Source organism: Rhizobium rhizoryzae (assembly GCF_011046895.1).
GTDB lineage: Bacteria > Pseudomonadota > Alphaproteobacteria > Rhizobiales > Rhizobiaceae > Neorhizobium > Neorhizobium rhizoryzae.
In genome coordinates this window covers 733,611-755,536 of record NZ_CP049249.1, presented here as the reverse complement: position 1 = coordinate 755,536, position 21,926 = coordinate 733,611, and the positions used below count along the sequence as shown (strand labels likewise).

General features: G+C 57.9%; 13 protein-coding genes. 2 read left to right on the top strand and 11 right to left on the bottom strand.

Translation table 11 applies throughout. The features are described 5' to 3' along the window. Positions 1–31: 31 nt before the first annotated feature. From pxpB to G6N80_RS04210, 7 genes are all read right to left on the bottom strand, one after another. The gene (gene pxpB / locus G6N80_RS04240) at positions 32–1,633 is read right to left on the bottom strand and encodes a 5-oxoprolinase subunit PxpB (RefSeq protein ID WP_165131520.1); all 1,602 of its coding nucleotides are present in this window, start codon (positions 1,631–1,633) and stop codon (positions 32–34) included. Between the two features lie 6 nt (positions 1,634–1,639). Next, positions 1,640–2,446, bottom strand: a complete 807-nt coding sequence (locus tag G6N80_RS04235; protein ID WP_165131517.1) for a putative hydro-lyase — start codon at positions 2,444–2,446, stop codon at positions 1,640–1,642. Between the two features lie 23 nt (positions 2,447–2,469). Beyond that, positions 2,470–3,228 (bottom strand): LamB/YcsF family protein, encoded by a 759-nt coding sequence (locus G6N80_RS04230; RefSeq protein WP_165131514.1) that lies wholly within the window; start codon positions 3,226–3,228, stop codon positions 2,470–2,472. Positions 3,229–3,255: 27 nt separating this feature from the next. Further along, positions 3,256–4,500, bottom strand: coding sequence for an NRAMP family divalent metal transporter (locus G6N80_RS04225; RefSeq protein WP_165131511.1), 1,245 nt, complete (start codon positions 4,498–4,500; stop codon positions 3,256–3,258). Between the two features lie 271 nt (positions 4,501–4,771). Then, positions 4,772–7,858, bottom strand: coding sequence for an efflux RND transporter permease subunit (locus tag G6N80_RS04220; RefSeq protein ID WP_062556369.1), 3,087 nt, complete (start codon positions 7,856–7,858; stop codon positions 4,772–4,774). Then, the gene (locus G6N80_RS04215) at positions 7,855–8,928 is read right to left on the bottom strand and encodes an efflux RND transporter periplasmic adaptor subunit (RefSeq protein WP_062556370.1); all 1,074 of its coding nucleotides are present in this window, start codon (positions 8,926–8,928) and stop codon (positions 7,855–7,857) included. The genes G6N80_RS04220 and G6N80_RS04215 overlap by 4 nt, the downstream gene beginning before the upstream one ends. Continuing rightward, positions 8,925–10,049, bottom strand: a complete 1,125-nt coding sequence (locus tag G6N80_RS04210; protein WP_165131508.1) for an efflux RND transporter periplasmic adaptor subunit — start codon at positions 10,047–10,049, stop codon at positions 8,925–8,927. The genes G6N80_RS04215 and G6N80_RS04210 overlap by 4 nt, the downstream gene beginning before the upstream one ends. A gap of 79 nt (positions 10,050–10,128) precedes the next feature. Between G6N80_RS04210 and G6N80_RS04205 the strand changes: the two genes are divergently transcribed. Further along, on the top strand, positions 10,129–10,785 hold the full coding sequence (locus tag G6N80_RS04205; protein WP_162249597.1) for a TetR/AcrR family transcriptional regulator: 657 nt from the start codon (positions 10,129–10,131) through the stop codon (positions 10,783–10,785). 22 nt (positions 10,786–10,807) lie between these two features. Here G6N80_RS04205 and G6N80_RS04200 read toward each other — a convergent pair whose 3' ends face one another. From G6N80_RS04200 to G6N80_RS04185, 4 genes are all read right to left on the bottom strand, one after another. After that, on the bottom strand, positions 10,808–13,921 hold the full coding sequence (locus G6N80_RS04200; RefSeq protein WP_165131505.1) for an efflux RND transporter permease subunit: 3,114 nt from the start codon (positions 13,919–13,921) through the stop codon (positions 10,808–10,810). Beyond that, entirely contained in the window at positions 13,918–17,028 is a 3,111-nt protein-coding gene (locus G6N80_RS04195) for an efflux RND transporter permease subunit (RefSeq protein ID WP_165131502.1), read from the bottom strand. Before G6N80_RS04195 ends, G6N80_RS04200 begins: the two co-directional genes overlap by 4 nt. Next, complete coding sequence (locus tag G6N80_RS04190) at positions 17,025–18,464, bottom strand: efflux RND transporter periplasmic adaptor subunit (protein ID WP_165131499.1); 1,440 nt, start codon at positions 18,462–18,464, stop codon at positions 17,025–17,027. Before G6N80_RS04190 ends, G6N80_RS04195 begins: the two co-directional genes overlap by 4 nt. Before the next feature lie 170 nt (positions 18,465–18,634). Continuing rightward, entirely contained in the window at positions 18,635–18,898 is a 264-nt protein-coding gene (locus G6N80_RS04185) for a DUF982 domain-containing protein (RefSeq protein WP_062556376.1), read from the bottom strand. A 326-nt stretch (positions 18,899–19,224) separates the two neighbouring features. Here G6N80_RS04185 and G6N80_RS04180 point away from each other — a divergent pair, with 326 nt between their 5' ends. Next, positions 19,225–21,567 (top strand): methyl-accepting chemotaxis protein, encoded by a 2,343-nt coding sequence (locus G6N80_RS04180; protein WP_062556882.1) that lies wholly within the window; start codon positions 19,225–19,227, stop codon positions 21,565–21,567. Positions 21,568–21,926: the final 359 nt, after the last annotated feature.

The following is a 21,926-nucleotide window of genomic DNA, read 5'->3' as shown; positions in this document are numbered from 1 at the left end:
TGTTCCCTCTTGTTCTTCTTCGGTCTGCTGGTCAGCGTGCAGCCGGTTCAATCTCGTTGAATTGGGTGATGGGGCGAAAGCGCACCTTCGCATTCACGGGCATCTGACCGGCCAGGTCGAGGTGATATTCCGCGACCGTTGCGATGACCGGATAACCACCTGTCAGCGGGTGGTCGGCGAGGAACAGGACGGGTTGTCCGCTGTGCGGCACCTGAATGGCACCTGTGGCCGTACCTTCGCTCGGAAGTTCTCGGGAATCGATGCGTTCAAGCGGGGTGTCTCCGGCAAGACGAACGCCAACGCGGTTAGACTGCGGCGTCACCGTCCAGCTCTGGCTAAAAAGCGTTTCGATGCCCTTGTGCGTAAACCAATCGGTTCGAGGCCCCATGACGACGTCGAGCACAACCTCTTCGCCTGCGATGGGATGTTTGAACGCTGGTTGCTCCTCAAGGCTGACTGGCAGAAGCCGCTCAGCAACGCCACCAATGCCGACCACGCTTCCGGCAACAAGCGCTTCCGGCCCGACGACCGCAAGCGTGTCAGTCGCCGCACTCCCGAGAGCCATGGCAGCGTCGATACCGCCTCGAAAGGAGAGATAGCTGCGAGCGCCGCTCACAGCAAAGCCGAGACGGACTTTGTCGCCTGCTTCCAATGAAACTGGTTGGTAGGTTGAGTGAGGAATCGAGGTGCCGTCGTGTGTTTCGATCTGAAGAGGGCAAGAGGCACCCGTCAAGGCCATCACGGTTCGACCTGTGATCTCGAAGCAGAAGCCACCCAGGGTTACTTCGAGGCAGGGCGTGTTCAGCGGATTGCCGACAATGCGGTTCGCTGCTTTGAATGCACCCTGGTCGAGAGCACCAGAGGAGGATACGCCCTGACCTGTCTGGCCGAAGCGACCGAGATCCTGAATGAGCGCAGGCATAGGCGCTTCCAGAACCTTGAGCGCAACACCTTCAGTGACATCTCGTGCCGGTGCCTGCATGATCTGCCGAGTTGGCGGCAGATGATAGCTGGCGGGCACATGCGCCAGATCGATGAATCGCACCTGATAGCCAGGCTGGAAAAGGGCCGGCGGGTTTCGGTCCAGATCCCACATCTTCACCGGCGTCGTACCGATGATTTGCCAGCCGCCGGGACTGTTTTGCGGATAGACGCCCGAGAATTCGCCCGCAAGCGCCACAGAACCGGCAGGTATGCGGGTGCGCGGGCTTTTTCTGCGCGGCACATGCAGCTTGGGATCGCCATTGACCAGATAGCCGAAACCAGGGGCGAAGCCACAAAAGGCAACGGTGAAGATGCTTTCCGTATGACGCCGGATGACCTCCTCCACCGATAATCCTGTCAGTTCCGCTACATCGGCCAGATCCTCACCATCATAGTGGACAGGGATCTCAACGCGCTGATCAGACGCGGATAGAGCCTTCGAAACATCGTGTCCGGCAATGATCGCCACCAGTTCAGACGCGGTGATCACCTCTGGCTGGAAGCGCACCATGAGGGTGCGTGCGGCGGGCACCATCTCCACGATCCCATCGACCGGATCGGCCTGCAGGGACGCGAAGAGTGCCAGCGTCTCATCCAGATTTTGCAGTTCCACCAAAAGGGTGGTGAGGCTGACGGGCAGGAAGCGCATGGAACCTCACGCGTGGTAAGCGGAATCGGGGATATCGGTAATAAACATATGGCCGGGAGCATGGGTAATGGCAAACGGAACACCGGACGCCATGACCGCCGCTTGTGGCGTCACACCACAAGCCCAGAAAACAGGAACTTCACCCGGCTCGATCCGGACCGGATCTCCAAAATCAGGTCTGGAGATATCGGAAATCCCGATGGCTTCCGGCTGGCCCACGTGAACCGGGGAGCCATGCACAGAAGGAAAACGCCCGGAGATGGTGGCGGCATCTGCCACGCGATCTGCCCGGATCGGTCGCATCGAGACGACCATGTTGCCGTGCAGACGACCGGCCGGCTGGCATAGCTTATTCGTCAGATACATCGGCACATTTGACTTGTCGGTGATATGCCGGATCTCGATACCCGCTTCGGCCATGGGCGTTTCAAACGTGAAGCTGCAGCCGATCAGGAAGCTCACGAGATCCGGGTGTTCTGCCCAGGCGGCGGAGGCATCCGGCGTTTCTTCCGCCAGCTTGCCGTTGCGCCAGATGCGGTATAGCGGAACGTCGCGACGAAGATCGGCATCTTTCGCAAGTGCCGTTGTATGCGAGCCCGGATCCGAAACATCGAGGACCGGGCAGGCCTTTGGGTTTCGCTGCGCATAAAGCAGAAAATCGAAGGCCCAGTCACGCGGCAGCACGATCATGTTGGCCTGCGTGAAGCCGCGGGCAACGCCTGCCGTCGGCTCTACAAGGCCATTGCGGTACTGCGCGCGGGCGTTCCTTGCGGGAGACGCATCAACATGCGCCAGATGTTCAAACGAGATCATATCTTCCTCCCGGAAAATGGGGGTCAGACAAAGGAGCGGATGGTGATGCCATCGGCTTCCAAGGTCTGGCGAACGGCTTGCGCAATGGCGACGGCACCGGGGCTGTCACCGTGTACACAGATGGAGTGAGCCTCGATTTTGATAGTCGTGCCATCGATCGCTTCGAGCCTGCCCTCACGCGCCAGTCGCAGCATGCGCTGGCCGATGAGATTGGTGTCGTGCAGGACGGAACCGGCTTCACGACGAGACACAAGCTCTCCGCCGGGCGTATAGGCGCGGTCTGCAAAGGCTTCTGCCACGGTTCTCAGGCCCGCCTTCTCCGCGAGCTGGAGGATTGGCGTTCCTGCCAGTCCCATGAGCACAAGGTTCGGATCGATTTCCCGAATGCCGTCGATAACCGCTTGCCCCTGCTTTGCGTCATGAGCGATGCGATTGTAGAGCGCTCCGTGTGGCTTGACATAGGCCACTTTGCCACCGGCTGCTGCGGCGATGCCTTGCAGTGCGCCGATCTGGTAGATCACGTCGGCTGTCAGTTCCGAACTTGTGGCGTCCATATCGCGGCGGCCGAAGCCGACGCGATCCGGATAGGAGACATGGGCGCCGATGACGACACCTCTCTCGACAGCGGCCTTCACCGTCTGGCGGATGCCGAGCGGATCGCCAGCATGGAAGCCGCAGGCGATGTTCGCGCTGGAAACGATGGACAGCATGGCCGTGTCATCGCCCATTTTCCATGCGCCGTAGCTTTCGCCGAGGTCACTGTTAAGATCAATGGAAGTCATGGTTTCCTCTCCCTAGTCTGTCTTGCTTCAGCCGAGCAGCGCGAAGATCGGGCCGATGGACTTGTAGCCCATATACCAGGTCAGCGCACAGACCAGCACGCCGAGCACCAGCAGCCAGCGGGGATAGCGATAGCCTCCCATCAGGTCGGATCGGGCCCATGCCGCATAGATGAAGATGGAAAGGCCGATTGGGAGGATCAGACCGTTCAATCCACCGACGAAAACGAGCATCTGCGCAGGAGGCGTGGTGATGATGACGTAGACGAAGAGCGAGATGGTGATGAAGATGATCGTCGCAATGTCACGCGCGCGGTCGCTGATGTCCTTTTTGAAGACCGTGATGAAGGAGACCGACGTATAGGCCGCACCGATGACCGAAGTAATGGCGGCGAACCAGAGGACCGCGCCGAAGATGCGAAGGCCGAACTCGCCTGCCGCAGCCTGAAAGGCCTGCGCAGCTGGGTTGGCGCCTTTGCCCGACACATCGATCGCGACACCCGCCGATACCACGCCGAGAATTGCGAGGAACAGGACATAGCGCATGATGCCTGTCACCGCGATGCCGGAGAGCGCTGCGCGGTTGACGGCACCGAGGTTTTCGATACCGGTCTGGCCTTTGTCCAGGAGGCGGTGTGCACCGGAGTAAGTGATATAGCCACCAACAGTGCCGCCGACGATCGTGGTGATGGTGGCGAAATCGATGGTGGAAGGGATGAAGGTTTCAAACATCGCCTTGCCGACGGGTGGCTGAGAGACAATCGCAACATAGAGGGTAAGGATGATCATCAAGACGCCCGCGCCGATGATTGCCTTGTCAACAGCGACCCCAGCACGCTTTGAGCTGAAAATGCCGATGGCGATCAGAGCGCTGATGGCGCCGCCCCATTTGGGGTCGAGGCCGAGAAGCGCGTTGAGACCAAGGCCCGATCCGCCAATATTCCCGATGTTGAAGAACAGCCCACCAACGATGACGAGAATTGCAAGGATGTAGCCTGTGCCGGGAATGGCAGCGTTGGCAATGTCGGATGCGCGCATCCGTGTCAGTGTAACGATGCGCCAGATGTTCAACTGGACGACGAAGTCGATCAGGATGGACGCCAAGATGGCGAATGCGAAGGCGGCGCCAAGCTTTGTGGTGAAGGTAGCGGTCTGGGTGATGAAGCCCGGTCCGATCGCTGATGTTGCCATCAGGAAGACGGCAGCAGTGAGCGCCGCGCGGCGTGACTTGCCAGATGCAGGATCTGCAGATGGTACGGCAGTTGGCTGTTCCATGGTTCCCTCTTTTGTTTGGATGAGAGCGGCCTCAATGGATCCCCGACCGTTCTCCTAACGCTAAGGGTTATCCCGTTTTACAAATTCGTCAAGATTGTTGAACGATATTTCTTTTATCGCCATACATAAGCACAATTGTTGTGCGGCGCGATGATTTGCTGTGCAGTGCAAGAGAACTGTTGTTCAGCCGACCAAGTCATTGAAGAAGCGCAGAAACAAAAGCGGGGCGGAGATTGCTCTCCGCCCCGCTTGCGTCTTGAATAGGCGATGTCTAGTGAGTGACCGGCGCGGTTGAAGGCGAGGCCTCAGCGCCATCCGTCGGCTTCTTGATCCGGAACCAGACGATGTAAAGGGCTGGAAGGAACAGGAGAGTAAGGACGGTACCCACCACGATTCCACCCATCATCGCATAAGCCATCGGTCCCCAGAAGATCTCGCGGGCAATCGGAATGAGGGCGAGGCTGGCAGCCGCGGCGGTCAGCATGATTGGCCGCATCCGATGCTCCGATGCCTCGATGACCGCATCCCAGGCATGACGCCCCGCGGTGCGAAGCGTCTCGATCTCCACCACCAGAATGACGGAGTTTCTGATCAGAATGCCGATCAGCGCGAGAACGCCGAGGATGGCCACGAAGCCGAGCGGTGCGCCGCTTGGCAGAAGAGCGGCCACTACGCCGATCAAGCCCAGCGGTGCAACAATGACCACCAGGAACAGGCGCTGGAAGCTCTGCAACTGGAACATAAGGATCGTTGCCATGGTCAGGAGCATCAATGGAACGACAGCCACAATCGGAGCCTGGCTTTTCGCGCTGCTTTCGACAGAGCCGCCGGTCTCGATCTTGTAGCCGATCGGCAGCTTCGTCTTGAAGTCGTTGATGGACGACTTGAGGGAGGCATCGATCGTCGCCGGCAGGGTGCCGTCAACAATGGCTGCTTCCACGGTTACGGTTGGCAGGCGATCGCGACGCCAGATCACCGGCTGTTCCAGCTCGTAGCGGAAGTTTGCAATCGAAGCGAGCGGCACGGATTGACCGTTATTGCCCGGCAATTGCAGATTGCGTAGCGTCTCGATGGAACGACGCTCGTCTTCGGTCGCGCGGCCAATCACGTCGATCAGATAGATGCTGTCGCGGATCTGCGTGATGGTTGAGCCGTTCGTGATATTGTTGAGCGCCGTGGCAATGTCCGAGGATGTAACGCCGAGCTGGCGGGCCTTATCCTGAAGCACATCCACCTTCACGCTGCGTGCGGGTTCGTTCCAGTTGAAGACCACGCGACCTAGACGGGGATCCTGACCCACTATCCCAGCTAGTTGGCCTGCAAGCATGCGGACCTGCTGAGGATCAGGACCACTGACGCGGTACTGGATGGGGCGGCCTACCGGGGGTCCAAGTTCCATTTCTTTCAAGAGGATGTCCGCGCCCGCATACTCGGTCTCGGCAACCTTCTCGAGCTTGGCCTTCAGGCGCTCGCGAGCTTCTATGCTCTTGGTGACAATGACCATCTGACCGAAGTAGGCGGTGGATGGCTGTACGTCAAACGAGAGTACGAAGCGCTTTGCTCCCTGGCCGACATAGGAGGTCCAATGAACGATATCCTCATCCTTGGCAAGATAGGCTGCCTCGAACTTGTCCATATCAGCCTTGGTCTGGTCGATCGTGTAATTCTGGCGTGAATTCCAGTCGACGATGAGTTCCGGGCGATCGGATTGAGGGAAGAATTGCTGCTGAACGAAGCCCATCCCGTAAACGGAGGCACCAAACAAGGCGACCGTAACGAGGATTGTCATCTTCGGCCAGGTGACGCAGACGTGCAGGATCCTTGAAAAGACCCGTGCCATCAGGCCTTTGTGGTCCTCGTGCTTTTTCATGGTCTTCGGCAGCATGACCACGCCCAGCAATGGAGCAAAGAGTACCGCAACGATCCATGAAACGATCAGTGATATCGCAATCACAACGAAAAGCGAGAAGGTGAATTCGCCCGCCGCGCTATCGTTCAGACCGACGGGAATGAAGCTCGCCACGGTGACGAGTGTGCCTGTCAACATTGGAAAAGCCGTTGAGGTGTAGACGGCGGTTGCCGCCTTGGCGAGCGTTTCACCGGCTTCCAGTTTGGACACCATCATCTCGATCGCGATCATGGCGTCATCGACGAGCAATCCAAGTGCGATGATGAGAGCACCGAGCGAGATGCGCTGAAGCGAGATGCCCAGATACTCCATGAAAACGAAGGTGATCGCCAGGACCAGCGGAATGGAGACGGCAACAACCAGGCCAGCTCGCATCCCAAGGCTGAGAAAGCTGACCACAAGAACGATGGCGATGGCTTCGAAGAGAGCTTTGGTGAAGCCGCCGACGGCTTCCTCGACGACGACGGCCTGATCCGCCACGTGGTGCACGCCAATACCCACAGGCAGGTCGGCTATGACGCGATCCATCGTCTTCGACAGGGCTTCACCGAAGTTCAGCAGGTTTGCTCCCGGCTTCATGCCGATCGCGAGACCAATGGCCGGCTGACCATTGTAGCGGAACAGAGGCTGTGCAGGATCCGAATAGCCACGCGTGATCTTTGCCACGTCGCTGAGACGGAAGAAGCGGTCATTGACCCGAAGATTGATGTTGCGGATGGCATCCTCGGTTGCGAATTGGCCCGATACCCTGATGTTGATGTTTTCGGCCCCGGTACGCATCGTGCCGGAAGCAACAACCGCGTTCTGTTGCTGCAGCGTGTTCAGGATCTGGCTCTGGGTAATGCCCAGAGCAGCCATCTGGCGCGTGGAGAACTCCAGGTAGATAACCTCATCCTGTGCTCCGATGAGGTCTACCTTGCCGACATTTGGCACACTGAGAATTTCGGTCCGCGCCGCTTCCAGATAATCACGCAACTCGCGCTGCGTCAGCCCATCGGACGTGAACGCATATATGTTGCCGAACACATCGCCGAAACTATCGATGAATGCGGGTCCCTGCACACCCTGTGGAAGTGTGGGAGCGATATCGTTGATCATGTTGCGAACTTTGACCCAGGTCGGTTTTACATCCGCCGCCTTGGTGTTTTCTCGCAAGTTTACATAGATCGTGGTTTGACCGGGAGTGTTGATGCTCTTTGTGTAATCGAGCGATTCCAGTTCCTGGAGCTTCTTCTCGATCCGGTCGGTCACCTGACTGGTCATCTCGTTTATCGAGGCGCCCGGCCATTGGGCCTGGATCAGCATGGTCTTGATGGTGAAGTCCGGATCTTCTTCACGCCCGAGGTTGATGTAGGAGAGCAATCCGGCCACTGCCGAAAGGATCATGAAATACCAGACGAGCGACCTGTGCTTGAGTGCCCATTCGGAAAGATTGAATTTCTTGTTCATAGAGGCAGCTCTTCAGCAAAACGGACGGGTTGATTATCGGTGAGGGAATTGACGCCTGCGGTCACGACCCGTTCACCTTCCTGCAGGCCCTGCGTGACGTTGACGCCGCCAGTTGCGGAAGGCTGGATTCCGACGGGGCGTCGAACGACTTTTTTGCCCTGTGGATCGATGACCCATACGAAGGTCGCTCCATCTTTTTCGCCAACCGCCCGGGACGGCAACCAGAGGGCCGCTTTGATCTCTTCCATCGGTGTCGCAGTGACCGTGCTTCCCAGTCGGTAGCTTTCTGGTGCCGTTTCCAGCGCAATCTTGGTTCGCCGTGTACGGGTCGCGGCGTCTGCCTGTGGTGCTGCTTCACGCACCTGTCCCTTCACCTTGATCTCCGGATCGGCCTGCAGCGAAACGAGGAAAGTGCTTCCAATCCTGGTCAGATCACCATAGCTTTCCGGTATGTCGATCACGGCGTCCTTGGCGTCGAGGCGTGCAATCGTTGCCACCGTCTGACCAGCCGCCACGACCTGTCCGACTTCAGCGGCAAGCGACGACACCACTCCGTCCGTCTGGGCGATCAGGGTCGCATAACCCAGTTGCTCCTGGGCTTTTGTGAGATCTGCCTCCAGTTGGAGAACCGATGCCTCGGACGCTGCACGAGATTGAACGGCCTCTTCGACGCGTTCCTTGGTCGTAGCGTTTGTCTGGAGAAGCGTGCTTTGACGCTGCTCGTTGACACGGGCCAGATCAAGCTTGGCACGCGAGGATGCGAGATCCGCTTCTGCTTTCGTGACGGCGAGTTGCAGCGCAGTGGCATCGAGCTTTGCCAGTTCCTGCCCTTTGCGCACAACATCCCCGACATTGATATTGCGTGAAACGATGCGGCCAAGGACCTGGAAGCCGAGATCGGCGCTCAGCTTTGCTTCAACCGTGCCGGTAAAGCCCAGTGTTGTCAGTTCGCGCGGCTTGACTGTTGTGAACAGGACGGGTCGAACCGGCGGTGGTGGCTCCTGTTCTTCGGTGCAACTGGTAAGAGCCAGGCCTGCGGCCAGCAGCGTCAGTGAGATAGAGAGCTTCATCGTGCTACTCCTGCATCGAAAGAGACCTGCTGGTTTTCACGCAGAAACTGAGCGCCCTCGATGACCACAAGATCTCCGGCTTGCAATCCGCTGGAAAGAACGACCTTCGATGAGTCGTATCGTTGTATCTCGACCTGCTTCAGTCGACTGGTCTTCTTTTCGGGATCGATTGTCCAGACGGCAGGTTGACCTGCCTTGGACATGAGAGCCTGCCACGGCACGTTGATGCGTTCCTGACGCTCCATGTCGACATTTGCGACAATCGGAGAGCCAAGCGACATCGCGGGCGGAGGATTCTCAATGGCGAGCTTCACCCGAACGGTGCCAAGTGATCGGTCTATCGCGGGGCTGACCTCCCGGATGGAAGCCTTCGCCCTCACGGAGGGGTCTGATACCAGGGCGACTTCCATCGCCAGCGGCTGACGATTGCCGGTGAGGACCGACTCCTGAACGTTGAACGCGGCATCGCGCGCACCATCATGCGCAAGCGTAAAGACGGACGTCGAAGGCTGGACGACCTGACCAACTTCGATACCTCGAACGGTAATCGTGCCGTCCGCGTCAGCGCGCAATTCAGTTTGCCTTAAGGTATCAGTCGCCACGTCCAGACGTGCCTTTGCTGCGTCCAGGTCGTTCTGAGCGGATTGGAACTGTTGAATCGCGCTATCCAGATCCTGCTGCGACAATGCACCCGTTTGCGTCAATGCCTTTCTCCGGGCCAGCACGGAGCTTGCCATGCGCAGGGTTGCCTCTTGTGAGGCGACCGCGGCCTTTGCCGATTCCAGATCAGCCGACTGCTCAGTTGAGTCTAGCCTGGCAAGGAGATCGCCTGCCTTCACGCGATCACCGACATTGACCTCCCGCGAAATGACGCGACCGCTGACCTTGAACGAGAGTTCACTCTCTATGCGCGCCTTGACCTCGCCGGTGCCGCTGGCACGCACGACGTCGGGCGTCAGCCGAACAGATTCGACTTTGACATGAGCGAGATAGGGCTCCCGTTCCTTGCTCTGCTCGTCACAGGAAGAGAGAGCCAGAGCCGCTATCGCGATGAAAACGGCGGGAAGGGATCTTTTTGGCGCCTTCAGGCCTTTGGGAGGAGGAGTAGACGTTGCCGTCATTGGTGATCCTGATCATAACAGGGTTGAAATAATTCATCAGATGTTGAATATATGTCTTGCAAGCATGGGAGTTGTCAAGATGGAAGCACGAACGAAACCACAGCAGGCGCAAAAGGCGAGGGCCGGACGAGGAAGGCCCCGCAAAGGCGCAGAGCCTGGGACCGACACCTTGCTTGAGTCTGCCCTTCAGAGCTTTGCTGAAAATGGTTTCGAAAACACATCGCTTCGAAATATTGCGACGATAGCGGATGTAGATGTCGCTCTTATTTCATACCGTCACGGGTCAAAGTTCGGGCTTTGGACTGCCGTTGTTTCGTCGGTCGCCGAGGAGTCTTTGCAAAACATCGATAAATTCATTGCGGATGCTTTGAAGCTCCCCGCGGAGCAAAGAGTTGATTACGTTGCAGAACAGCTCGTCGAGATGATTTTCTCAAAGCCGCACTTCGCCCGACTGATGATAGGGGAAGTGGCCGGAAGCCCTGATCGGGAGCGGCAGACTTTTATCGCGGAAAAACTTGGCAAGCCTATTCATACCAAGTTGCGTCATTTTCTGGATGACCACAAAGAAGAGGCGAGACTGATCGATGATGATCTTGCAGTGTTTGCCTCAATCTCACTTCTTGGTCTTCTCTCGACAACGCAGGATTTTTTGTCGGAGATGGTCGGCATCAAGCACTCCGACAAGGAGCTCAAGTCTCAAATGACCCGAATTGTTACCGGGCTTCTCACGCGATGAGCCGCGCGCAGGTCTGTCAGCGTTAGGCGTTTGGCTTCAAAGCTGGTCCGGCTGATGCTGCCTCCAGTTCTCTCTTGCTGCGCGAACCCGACCACCGGGAAAAGATCAGATAGATGATCGGCGTCGTGTAGAGTGTCAGCGCCTGCGAGACGATCAGGCCGCCAATGATCGTGATCCCGAGCGGACGATGAAGGTCGGCACCCGGGCCGCTTGCCAGGATCAGCGGTAGCGCGCCCATGAATGCCGCAAGGGTCGTCATCATGATGGGGCGAAACCGCTTGAGGCATGCTTCATGGATGGCCTCGGCAGGCGTCATGCCAAGCCGGCGTTCTGCATCGAGGGCAAAATCGACAAGCATGATGCCGTTTTTCTTCACGATCCCGATCAGAAGAATGATGCCGATGAATGCAACAAGTGTCAGTTCCGTACCGCTCACCCACAGTGCCAGCAGAGCACCGAGCCCGGCCGATGGCAGCGTCGAGATGATCGTCAGCGGGTGGACGAGGCTTTCGTAAAGAATGCCAAGCACGATATAGACGGCCAGCAGGGCGGCTAGAATCAGCAGCGGCTGGTTGCTGGAGGAATCGCTGGCATTGGCAGCGTCGCCCGCAAATTCAGCGTGAAGCGTATCTGGCAGATGCATATCCGCAACGGCGGCTTTGATGGCCTCGTTCGCCTGAGACAGCGTAATGTCCGGCCCGACATTGTAGGAGATCGTGACGGAGGGGAACTGATCCTCATGGTTCACGCCAATCGGCGCCAGGGTCCGCTCGACCTTGGAAAATGCGCTGAGGGGAACCTGCGTGCCGCCTGTCGCTGGAACGTAGATTTTCAGGATATGCTCAGGGTCTTTCGCGAATTCCGGATAGGCCTCCAGAATGACGCGGTACTGGTTTCGCTCTCCATAGATCACCGTGACCTGTCTCTGCGCAAAGGCATTGTTCAGGGCCGTATCGACCGCGCTCATGCGTATGCCAAGTCGCGAAGCGGCCGTCCGATCAACCACCACATTGGCCTGCAATCCATTGGGTTGCCGGTCGCTGTTCACATCCGTCAGCAGCGGTTCCTGTCTCAGCCTTGCCAGAATTCGCGGCGCCCAGGTTATGAGTTCGGCATAATCGGCACTCCAGAGGGTGAACTGAAATTCCGAATCCGAAGATCGGGCACCGACGCGAATATCGCTCGGCGAATGAAAGGAGGTATCGAGGCCGGGAATGACCGCTGTCGCCCGGCGCAGCCGCTCGACAACCACATCGGTGGGATCTCGCTCCGCCCGCGGCTTCAAAGAGATCTGCATCTGCCCGCGATTGGCGGTTCCGAGAAAGCCACCGCCGACGCTTGCGCCTATGTTCTTGACGGCCGGGTCCTTCTCGACGATCGCCAACGCACGCCGCTGAAGCTGAACCATCGCCGGATATGAGATGTCACTGGCCGCCTGGCTGTTGCCCATCACGAAACCTGTATCGTCCCTCGGAATGAAACCCTTCGGAACTTTCGCATAGAGATAGCCTGTCAGCGCAATGCAGGCGGCCGTCGTGACAATGGCCAGAAAACGGTGATGCAGCAGGCTGCTCAGGGTTCTGTCATAGAAGGCAATCATGGAATCCATGGTGCCCTCGACCAGTCGGTCGAACCAGTTTGCCCGAGCCTCCAGATCATGCGGCTTCAGCTTGTGGCCGCAGATCATCGGCGTCAATGTGAGCGAGACGATGGTTGAGACGAGAATGGTGAAGGCCAAAGTCAGCGAGAAGGTTAGGAAGAATTTTCCGACGATCCCGCCCATGAAGAACAGCGGAATGAAGGCAGCCATCAGTGAGACACTGATTGCAATCACGGTGAAGCCGATCTGGCTTGCGCCTTCAAGTGCCGCCTGCAGTGGGCTCATGCCCTTTTCCAGATTTGCATAGACATTCTCGATCATGACGATGGCATCATCGACGACGAAGCCGCTGGCGACCGCCAATGCCATCAATGAGAGATTGTCTATGGAAAGGCCCGTAAGCCACATCGCGGCAAAGGCCCCGGCAAAGGACAAGGGCACCGTGATGCCCGCCGCGAATGTCGGCACCAGTCGCCGGAGAAAAACGAAAACGACGGCCATGACGAGGCTGATCGTAGCAAGCAGCGTGAACTGCATGTCCTTCACGCTTGCATTGATGGTCGTCGTGCGGTCGTTCAGCACGTCGATTTCGATACCCGCAGGGATCAACTGCTTGAGTTCGGGAAAGAGCGCGCGCACAGCATCGACAGTTGCAACCACATTGGCGTCCGTTGCCTTGGTGATGTTGAGCAGAACGGCCGGCTTGCCGTTGAACCATGCATCGGACCGCCGATTGCGCACGCCCGGTTCCACGCTGGCAATGTCCGATAGCCGGGTCGCGGTTCCATCGCCAGACCGAATGATCAGGTCTCCGTAATCTTCCGGTTTCGTGAGTTGCGCGTTGAGAGAGAGTGCATAGAAAGCATTAGGCCCATCGATGGCACCCACGGGGGCGAGGGCATTTCCATTGACGATGGCATTGCGCACATCGTTTGCGGAAAGACCGATGGCTGCCAGCCGATCCGGATCGAGCCGCACGCGGACCGCCGGTTGATCCGCGCCGCTGACATTTACATCGCCCACACCCTCCACCTGTGAGATGCGCTGAACGACGACCGTATCCGCGGCATCGAAGATGGCACTTGCTGGAAGAGTGGATGAGGTGAGCGCCAGCGTCAGTATGGGTGCTGCGGCAGGGTTTGCCTTGCGCATCGACGGCAGGTTCGGCATGTCGCTCGGCAAATCGGCCACGGCAGCATTGATAGCCGCCTGCACATCCTGTGCGGCGCTATCGACGTTGCGGGAAATGTCGAACTGCAAAAAAATGTTCGTCGTGCCCAGCCCGCTGGTCGATGTCAGTTCCGTCAATCCGGCAATCGCACCAAGGTGCCGCTCGAGTGGAGCGGCAACGCTTGATGCCATGCTTTCCGGATCGGCACCCGGACGACTGGCGGACACACGAATTGTGGGGAGATCCACCGCTGGCAGGCTGGAAACAGGCAGGAAGCGATAGGCCACAATGCCCAATATCATCAGGCCAATCGCAAGAAGTGTGGTGCCAACTGGACGCCTGATGAAGGGGGCGGACAGGTTCATGCCGTTTCCCCGGCGTGGCGCACTTCAGGTGTTTCGCTTGGGCGTTCCGTCTTGCGAATCCGCAGTCGATCCAGTGCGAGATAGATGACCGGCGTCGTATAGAGTGTCAGCAACTGGCTGAGCAGCAGTCCGCCGATGATAGAAATACCGAGCGGAATGCGCAGTTCCGCGCCGGAGCCTTGTGCCAATGCAAGCGGAAGGGCGCCGAAGAGGGCCGCCAGCGTCGTCATCATGATGGGACGGAAACGAAGGCTCGCGGCCTTGATGATGGCTTCACGCGGAGAGAGCCTGTCCTCCCGCTCAGCGCTCAGCGCAAAGTCGATCATCATGATGGCGTTCTTCTTTACGATACCCATCAGGAGGACGATGCCGATCAGCGCGATGATCGAGAGATCCTGACCGAATGCCATAAGCGCCAACAGCGCACCCACACCGGCAGACGGAAGGGTGGAGAGGATCGTGATCGGGTGGATGGCGCTTTCGTAAAGCAGGCCAAGAACGATGTAGATGGTGATGATAGCTGCCAGTATTAGCCAGGGTTCACCCGCGAGGGATCGATCGAACTCTTCCGTATCGCCGCTGTAATGGCGCTGGATAGATGCTGGAAGGCCAATCTCGGCTTCGGCGCTTTTGATCGCGGCCACAGCGTCCGACAAGGAGGCGCCGCGTGCCAGATCGAAGCTCAGGGTGACGGCCGGGAATTGTTCGCTGCGGCTGATCACCAGCGGAGCCGTGGTGAAGCGTACCGTAGCAACGGTGCCAAGCGGTATCATGGCGCCATTGGCGCCCGCCACATAAAGCTGGTCCAGCGCCTTCGGATTGCCCTGAAAACGCTCTGCTGCCTCCAGAATGACGCGATACTGGTTGGCTTGACCATAAATCGTGCTGATCTGGCGCTGCCCGAAGGCATCGTAGAGCGTATCGCTGATAGCCTGCATGGATACGCCGAGCCGAGCCGCCGTCTCCCGGTTAACCTGAATCGCCAGCCGTCCGCCGCCGAGCTCCACTTCAGAGGTAACATCAATGAGGAGAGAATCCTGTTGAAGGCGACGCGCGAGCCTCTCCGCCCAGTCTGCGACAGTCGCCGCGTTCGTACCGGTCAGAGTGTATTGATAGGGCGCGCGGCTGGCCCGTGTGCTGATCGAAATATCGCGAACGCTCTGGAATGTTGCATGAATTCCGGGAATTCCGGCAACGCGCTCCCGCAGCCGATCGATCAGGTCGGTTGAGGATATGTCCCGTTCGTCCTGTGGCTTCAGAACAATGCGGTAGCTTGCGGTGTTCAGCGTCAGGTTCGTCGCGCTCGTGCCGATGACGGCCACCACACTCTCAACCGCGGGATCCTGCCGCAAACGGTCGCCGATCACCTTTTGCGTCGTCTTCATCGCGTCGAAGGAGCTCGTCGGTTCCGTCTCCACGACAGCGGTTATCATGCCCGTATCCTGAACTGGCAGGAATCCCTTCGGGATGATGAGATACAGAAAGACTGTTACACCAAGGGTAATTGCTGTCAGGCCCAGCATCAGCCAGCCGCGATCGACTGCCCAGACAACACTTCTATGATAGCCTCGATTGACCCAGTCCATGAAGCGATCGCTGAGACCCAGAATACCGGTGCTTCTGGCCTTTGGCGCCCGCAGAATGCGTGCACACATCATTGGTGTCAGGGTCAGCGAAATGATGGCCGATACCACAACGGCAATAGTCAGTGTCAGCGCAAACTCGCGGAACATGCGCCCGACAATACCCGTCATGAACAGCAGCGGAATGAATACCGCGATGAGAGAGGCAGTCAGCGAGATGATGGTGAAGCCGATTTCCCCAGCACCCTTCAGTGCTGCCTTCATCGGATGTTCGCCCTCTTCGATGTGACGGGCGATGTTTTCAATCATCACGATGGCATCGTCGACGACGAAACCTGTTCCGATGGTCAGCGCCATCAGCGAAAGGTTGTCGAGGCTGAACCCGGCAAACCACATGATGCCGAACGTTGCGATCAGCGAGAGTGGAAGGGCGACCCCGGCGATAATGGTAGCCGTGAGAGTTCGCAGGAAAAGAAAGACGACGAGGATAACCAGTGCGATCGACAGCACCAATGTCCACTGCACATCGTGAATGGAAGCCCGGATCGTCTCTGTTCGGTCATTGACAATATCAAGCGCGACGCCCGCCGGGAGTGTCGCCTTCAGCCGGGGAAGTTGCGAGCGCACATCCTCGACCGTCTGTATGACGTTTGCTCCGGGTTGGCGCATGACGTCGACGATAACGGCGGCACGACCGTTATACCATGCGCCGACACGGCTGTTCTCCAGCCCTTCGACGACATCTGCGACATCCTTCAGACGGACCGGCGCGCCGTTCTTGTAGGCGATGATGGATTGTCGATAGACCTCAGGCTCGTGGATCTGGTCGTTGGCGGAGAGCGTGAAAGATTGAAACGTGCCATCCACGGCACCTTTCGCTCCCGACACATTGGCATTGGTGATGGCCGTGCGCAGGTCCTCCATCGAAAGACCGTAGGAGGCAAGCCGTGTCAGGTCTGCCTGAATGCGGATGGCTGGCCGTACCCCGCCCTCGACGCGCACATCACCCACGCCCGAGACTTCGCTCAGGCGTTGGGACATGATGGTATCGGTAAAATCACTCAGGTCACGAATGGGATAGGTATCCGAATGCAAGGCCAGCGTGATGATCGGTGTGTCCGCCGGATTGACCTTGGCGTAGGTCGGCGGGTAGGGCAGCGTCTTGGGAAGGCTCCCGGCTGCTGCATTGATGGCAGCCTGCACATCCTGAGCCGCTCCATCGATATCTCGATCAAGATTGAACTGCAGCGTGATCTGGCTGATGCCAAAGGCGCTCGAGGACGTCATGGCGGCCACGGACGGAATTTGCCCTAGCGGCCGCTCCAGCGGCGCGGTGACCAAGGCCGTCATGGTGTCCGGATCAGCTCCGGGCAGCTGTGTCGTCACCCGGATCGTCGGAAAATCCACCTGGGGCAGCGGTGCGACCGGAAGCGAGAAAAACCCGAGCAGTCCGCCCAGCAGAGTGGCAATTCCAAGAAGCGAAGTTGCGACGGGTCGCGAGATAAAGGGCGTGGAAACACTCATCGCGATGCATCAGCCGACTTCTGGCCGTCAACCTTCGGCGCATCAGGCTGAGCACCCTCTTTTGGAGGCACCGCGCCGCCATCTACCGGAGGCCTTTCTGAAGGCGTTTCCGTGCCTTTGTCGGCGTTTCCATTTTCGGGATGAGGCGTGGCTGAACCCGGTTGACCGGAATGCTCTCCAGCAGGAGGTTTGTTCTGCCCATTGTTTCGGTTTCCGCCACCCTTGCGACGCTGTGCGCGATTGTCATCCGAAAGCGGGACGACCATCTTGGCAGGATCAGCCTCTTCAGGCGTTGAAACCTTGACCTGCGCGCCATCCTGCAATCGCGCAAAGCCGGTTGTCACAACGCGCTCACCCGCCTTCAGGCCGTCGCTGATCACTGCGATCTGATCATCCTGCATCTGCACCGAGACCGCCTGCATTCGCACCTTGTCGTCACTCTCGACAACATAGGAATAGGTGCCACCCGGCCCTCGTTGCACGGCTGCGGATGGAACGGTCAACCGGTCTTTTCGTGTTTCGACCAGAAGGCGCGCATTGACAAAGGCTCCCGGCCACAGCGAAAGATTCTCATTGGGAAATTCTGCGCGCAGCTTGACTGTGCCTGTCGTGGCATCGACCTGATTGTCGACCACAGTCAGGCGCCCTTGTCCGAGCACCGTTTTGCCGTCATCCGCAAATGCATCAACACTCAGAGGTGCTTTGGAGCTTGCTGCGTTGACGCGGGCCAGTTCCTGCTGGGGCACGGAAAACACGACAGTGATCGGACGGATCTGCGAAAGTGTAACGATCCCGCTGGAATCGCCACTGGAAACGATGTTGCCGACGTCGACATTGCGAATGCCGGTCCGTCCGTCGATAGGCGCGCGGATAGTGGTGTAATCCAGCTGAACCTGCGCAGCCTCGATCGATGCCTGGTCCGATTGGACCTGGGCTTTGTACTGCGCCACGAGTGCCCGCTGGTTATCGACCTGTTGCTGGGTTGCAGCAGAATTGCCGGCCAAACGCTGAACGCGCTCGAATTCGACGACCGCATTGCCCAGCAATGCTTCGTCCTGGGCCTTCTTGGCGATAGCCTGATCGAGCTGTGCCCTGTAGAGCGCGTCGTCAAGACGGGCGATAATCTCACCCTTCTTGATATCCTGCCCTTCCTGAAAGCGGATCTCGGTGATGCGACCGCTGACCTGCGCACGCACGACGACAGAATTGGCGGGTCGTACCGTCCCCACGCCCGTCGCGTAAATCGGCACATCTGCAAGTTTAGCTGGCGTTGCCACAACGGGAATGGACCGATCCCGGCTGCCTTCACGCTCTTTCTTCTCTTTTCCAAGCCAAGACGATGCCACCGATTGCATATGCGGATGCTGAACGGCATAGGCAAGCCCTGCTCCAGCAAGCGCGAGGCCGAGCAGAACCATTTTTGTTACTGACTTCATCGATCAACCGTTCATGTCGTGTTGGCATAGTCCTCATGCTCCGAAGTTCTGAAAACCGCTCGAAGCTGTCTGACATCATCGTGATAACCCAATCACAACTTTGAGAAAATGCCACTTACAAGAACGTAATGTTCCGACTTTTTCAGGTTGCTGTGTCCAGTCCTGAAGTATCAATCCAGAAGCTTGGCTTCCAGCGATGCGCGAATGAATGCCTCCCGCGCAAGATCCTGCGCCATTTGGCGGTTGACTGCTGCCAGGCAACTGGTTCGTGCACTCCGGTAGTGACGCCCGCGCCGTGGCGGCCAACGGAACATCAGCTTCTCCAAAGCTTCTGCCGGGCCATGAACCGCTTCCGGAGATCCGTCGTTCAAACGGACCCAAACTGGCGTCAGCCACCGTGGAGCGTTACGACCGTCTACCACTTCATTCGTCATTAAGCCTATCTCCCTGTCGCTCAGAGAAACGCCGAATGTAAACAATGGGTTCCAGCCGATCATGCATCGGATCTGCTGGTCCGGCAATAGTTACCATACTCTTAAGAACGAGAGTTAGCCAATCAATGCTGCTTCACAAATCCGACACGATGCAACGGCTGTGCCGCTGGCTCATCTAAAGGGTACGTGTTTCATCCAAGTTTATCTCATATTAAACTTATCACTATTAGTCTTAATTACATTAGTGGTGCCTATCCGCCCCAACCCGCGTCATGATGTCGTGGAAAGACTGTCCCTGCATCTATGTCATCCTATTCGAGGCATTCATGTTCGCCTTACTTTCCCGTTCCATCGCAGCAAAGCTCCTTTTCGTCACTGGAATATCGATCGGCCTTGTTCTCTTCCTCTCCAATCTTGTTCTGATCTCGCAGACACGAGATCGAGTGCAGGCATTGACGATGGAGCAGTCGAATGCGGAAGCCAAAGCTATTGCGCGTGAAATCGCTGGCGATGTCGGCGAACTGGCGAGTGCCGCCCGGACGATGGCAGGCGTCATAGGTCGAGCGCATGAAGGGAAGTCGCTCGATCGCCTGGGGATCACGAATGTTCTGCGTGCCAATCTCGAGCAGAATCCGTTCGCGTTCGGAAGCTGGATGGCGGAAGAGCCGCGCGCTATCGATGGACGTAAGGACGAGGTAAAAGGGCAGACCAATCTCGGTGCGAATGAAGACGGCGTCTTCACGCCCTATTGGTCCAAAGATCGAAACGGCGCAATTCAGTACTCAACATTCGCTGCCAAGTACGATGCGGAATGGTATGCCCTCGCTGCCAAGAGTCGCAAAGGTGCCATTACTGCCCCCTACCTTGCCGAGGGCACCGACGTCCCTACGACCATGAGTTCCATAGCTTACCCGGTCATCTCCGGCGGCAAGATGATCGGGGTCAGCGGCGTTGATATCTCACTTCGTTCGCTCTCCGAAAAACTGAAAGCGCTGAAGCCGTTTGGAACGGGCCGTGTCCTTCTCGTCGATCAAACTGGCCAATGGATGGTTGCGCCGAAGGATGATCAACTGATGAAGCCCTATCAGGCCGAAGGCGCGGATAGTTTGAAAACGGCGCTGGCAAGCGTCAAGAGCGCTGTTCTGGAAAACCTGACGTCAGATACAGGGGAAGGTTTTGACCGTCTGATCTATCCTTTTGCGGTCCCTGGCGTAAACGCGACCTGGGCGGTTATCATCGATATCCCCAGCACGGCGATCAGTGCGCCTGTGACCGAACAGACCAAGATGATGATCCTCGGCGGTCTGATCGTCCTCGGCGCCGTCATGATTTCCCTGTTCCTGGCGGTCAGAGGGCTGGCGCAACGCCCACTTCATGGTCTGGTCGGTGATGTCGAACGGATGTCGAACGGCGATTACTCGAATGAAATTTCGAACCAGGCCCGTGGTGATGAAATCGGCATGGTTGCCAAGGCGCTCGAAGGTTTCCGCCATCGCCTTGCGGAAAGTCATAACCTTGCTGCGGAAGCTGATGCTCAGCGGAGTGCCGCGGAAGGCGAGCGGAGACGCAATGAGGCTGAACGCAGCCAGTCCGCTGCGATCCAGCAACATATCGTGGCCGCGCTCGGAACTGGGTTGGCACATTTGTCGCAAGGCAACCTGACTTACCGGATCAACGATGACTTCCCGGGCGACTACGCCGCGATCAAGCGCGATTTCAACAGCGCGGTAGAAAGTCTGGAGCAGGCGATTGCTTCCGTAAACGGAAGCGTGGTCAACATTGCGGCAGGGACAAGCGAGATTTCCGAGAGTGCGGCAGACCTCGCCAAGCGGACCGAGACACAGGCCGCCAGCCTGGAACAAACCGCCGCGGCCCTGAACGAATTGACGGAGCAGGTCAATGCCAGCGCAGATAATGCCGGGACCGCTGCCAGCGCCGTTTCGATTGCTGTCACGGACGCGGAAAAATCAGGCGGTGTCGTCCAGAAGGCGGTAGCGTCGATGCATGGTATCGAGCAATCCTCACAGGAAATATCACGCATCATCGGTGTCATCGATGAGATTGCCTTCCAGACCAATCTCCTTGCGCTGAATGCAGGCGTAGAAGCTGCGCGTGCAGGCGAGGCGGGCAAGGGATTTGCCGTCGTTGCGCAGGAAGTACGCGAGCTTGCTCAACGTTCTGCCAATGCGGCCAAGGAGATCAAATCCCTCATCAACGCCTCCGCAGCACAGGTGCAGGACGGCGTAGCGCTTGTCGGCGAAGCTGGAAAATCGCTTGAAAAGATCGCTCAGCAGGTGATGCAAATCAACGGGCTGATCCGCCAGATCTCCGTCTCGGCGAGCGAGCAGGCGTCTGGCCTCAAGGAGGTCAATATGGCCGTCAACCAGATGGATCAGGTAACTCAGCAAAACGCTGCCATGGTTGAGGAAACAACTGCGGCCAGCATGGCACTGCTCGGTGAGTCCAATACCCTCAGAAATCTGGTTGCCCGCTTCCAGGTTGCGGGAGCGCAGTCCGCCGCTTTGAGAGCAACGGGAGAAGCAATGCGCGCGGCCACGAACACCCGCACGACGGGCACCCTGCCGGCGCGCCAGCCAGTGGTTCGCAAGGTAGCCGGTGCTGGAACCCAGTCTGTGCCAGTCGCCTCTGAAAACTGGAGCGAATTCTAAATCCAGACGTGGTTCGACCAGCTTTTACGATTTTGCGGGGTCGCAGATATAATTGCGATCCGGCTTTCTATGAGCACAGGTGCAACTGAATGGCGCACGGGTTTTGGTGTATGTTTGACCGATCCTCACGACACGGCTTGCTGGAAGTATAATTTCAACTTATTAGTATTCTTGCAGAAACGTTGAAACTAGCGCGGTGCGGTGCTCATCTAAGGTTGCATGCTATTGGCTCTCAATACTTGCGTGTACTGAACCGACGGAGCGAAGTTGGCGTCGATGCCCAATTTTTGACGCGGATGAATTGTCGTCGGTGCCAAGGAACCATTCCTGTCTTCCGTAATTGATGCTGCAACAGCCTC

What these genes read in the sequence shown, in the direction of transcription:
- G6N80_RS04200 (WP_165131505.1), bottom strand. Translation starts at nt 13,921, where the DNA reads ATGAACCTGTCCGCCCCCTTCATCAGGCGTCCAGTTGGCACCACACTT.
- pxpB (WP_165131520.1), bottom strand. Translation starts at nt 1,633, where the DNA reads ATGCGCTTCCTGCCCGTCAGCCTCACCACCCTTTTGGTGGAACTGCAA.
- G6N80_RS04180 (WP_062556882.1), top strand. Translation starts at nt 19,225, where the DNA reads ATGTTCGCCTTACTTTCCCGTTCCATCGCAGCAAAGCTCCTTTTCGTC.
- G6N80_RS04215 (WP_062556370.1), bottom strand. Translation starts at nt 8,928, where the DNA reads ATGAAGCTCTCTATCTCACTGACGCTGCTGGCCGCAGGCCTGGCTCTT.
- G6N80_RS04235 (WP_165131517.1), bottom strand. Translation starts at nt 2,446, where the DNA reads ATGATCTCGTTTGAACATCTGGCGCATGTTGATGCGTCTCCCGCAAGG.
- G6N80_RS04210 (WP_165131508.1), bottom strand. Translation starts at nt 10,049, where the DNA reads ATGACGGCAACGTCTACTCCTCCTCCCAAAGGCCTGAAGGCGCCAAAA.
- G6N80_RS04225 (WP_165131511.1), bottom strand. Translation starts at nt 4,500, where the DNA reads ATGGAACAGCCAACTGCCGTACCATCTGCAGATCCTGCATCTGGCAAG.
- G6N80_RS04190 (WP_165131499.1), bottom strand. Translation starts at nt 18,464, where the DNA reads ATGAAGTCAGTAACAAAAATGGTTCTGCTCGGCCTCGCGCTTGCTGGA.
- G6N80_RS04220 (WP_062556369.1), bottom strand. Translation starts at nt 7,858, where the DNA reads ATGAACAAGAAATTCAATCTTTCCGAATGGGCACTCAAGCACAGGTCG.
- G6N80_RS04230 (WP_165131514.1), bottom strand. Translation starts at nt 3,228, where the DNA reads ATGACTTCCATTGATCTTAACAGTGACCTCGGCGAAAGCTACGGCGCA.
- G6N80_RS04185 (WP_062556376.1), bottom strand. Translation starts at nt 18,898, where the DNA reads ATGACGAATGAAGTGGTAGACGGTCGTAACGCTCCACGGTGGCTGACG.
- G6N80_RS04195 (WP_165131502.1), bottom strand. Translation starts at nt 17,028, where the DNA reads ATGAGTGTTTCCACGCCCTTTATCTCGCGACCCGTCGCAACTTCGCTT.
- G6N80_RS04205 (WP_162249597.1), top strand. Translation starts at nt 10,129, where the DNA reads ATGGAAGCACGAACGAAACCACAGCAGGCGCAAAAGGCGAGGGCCGGA.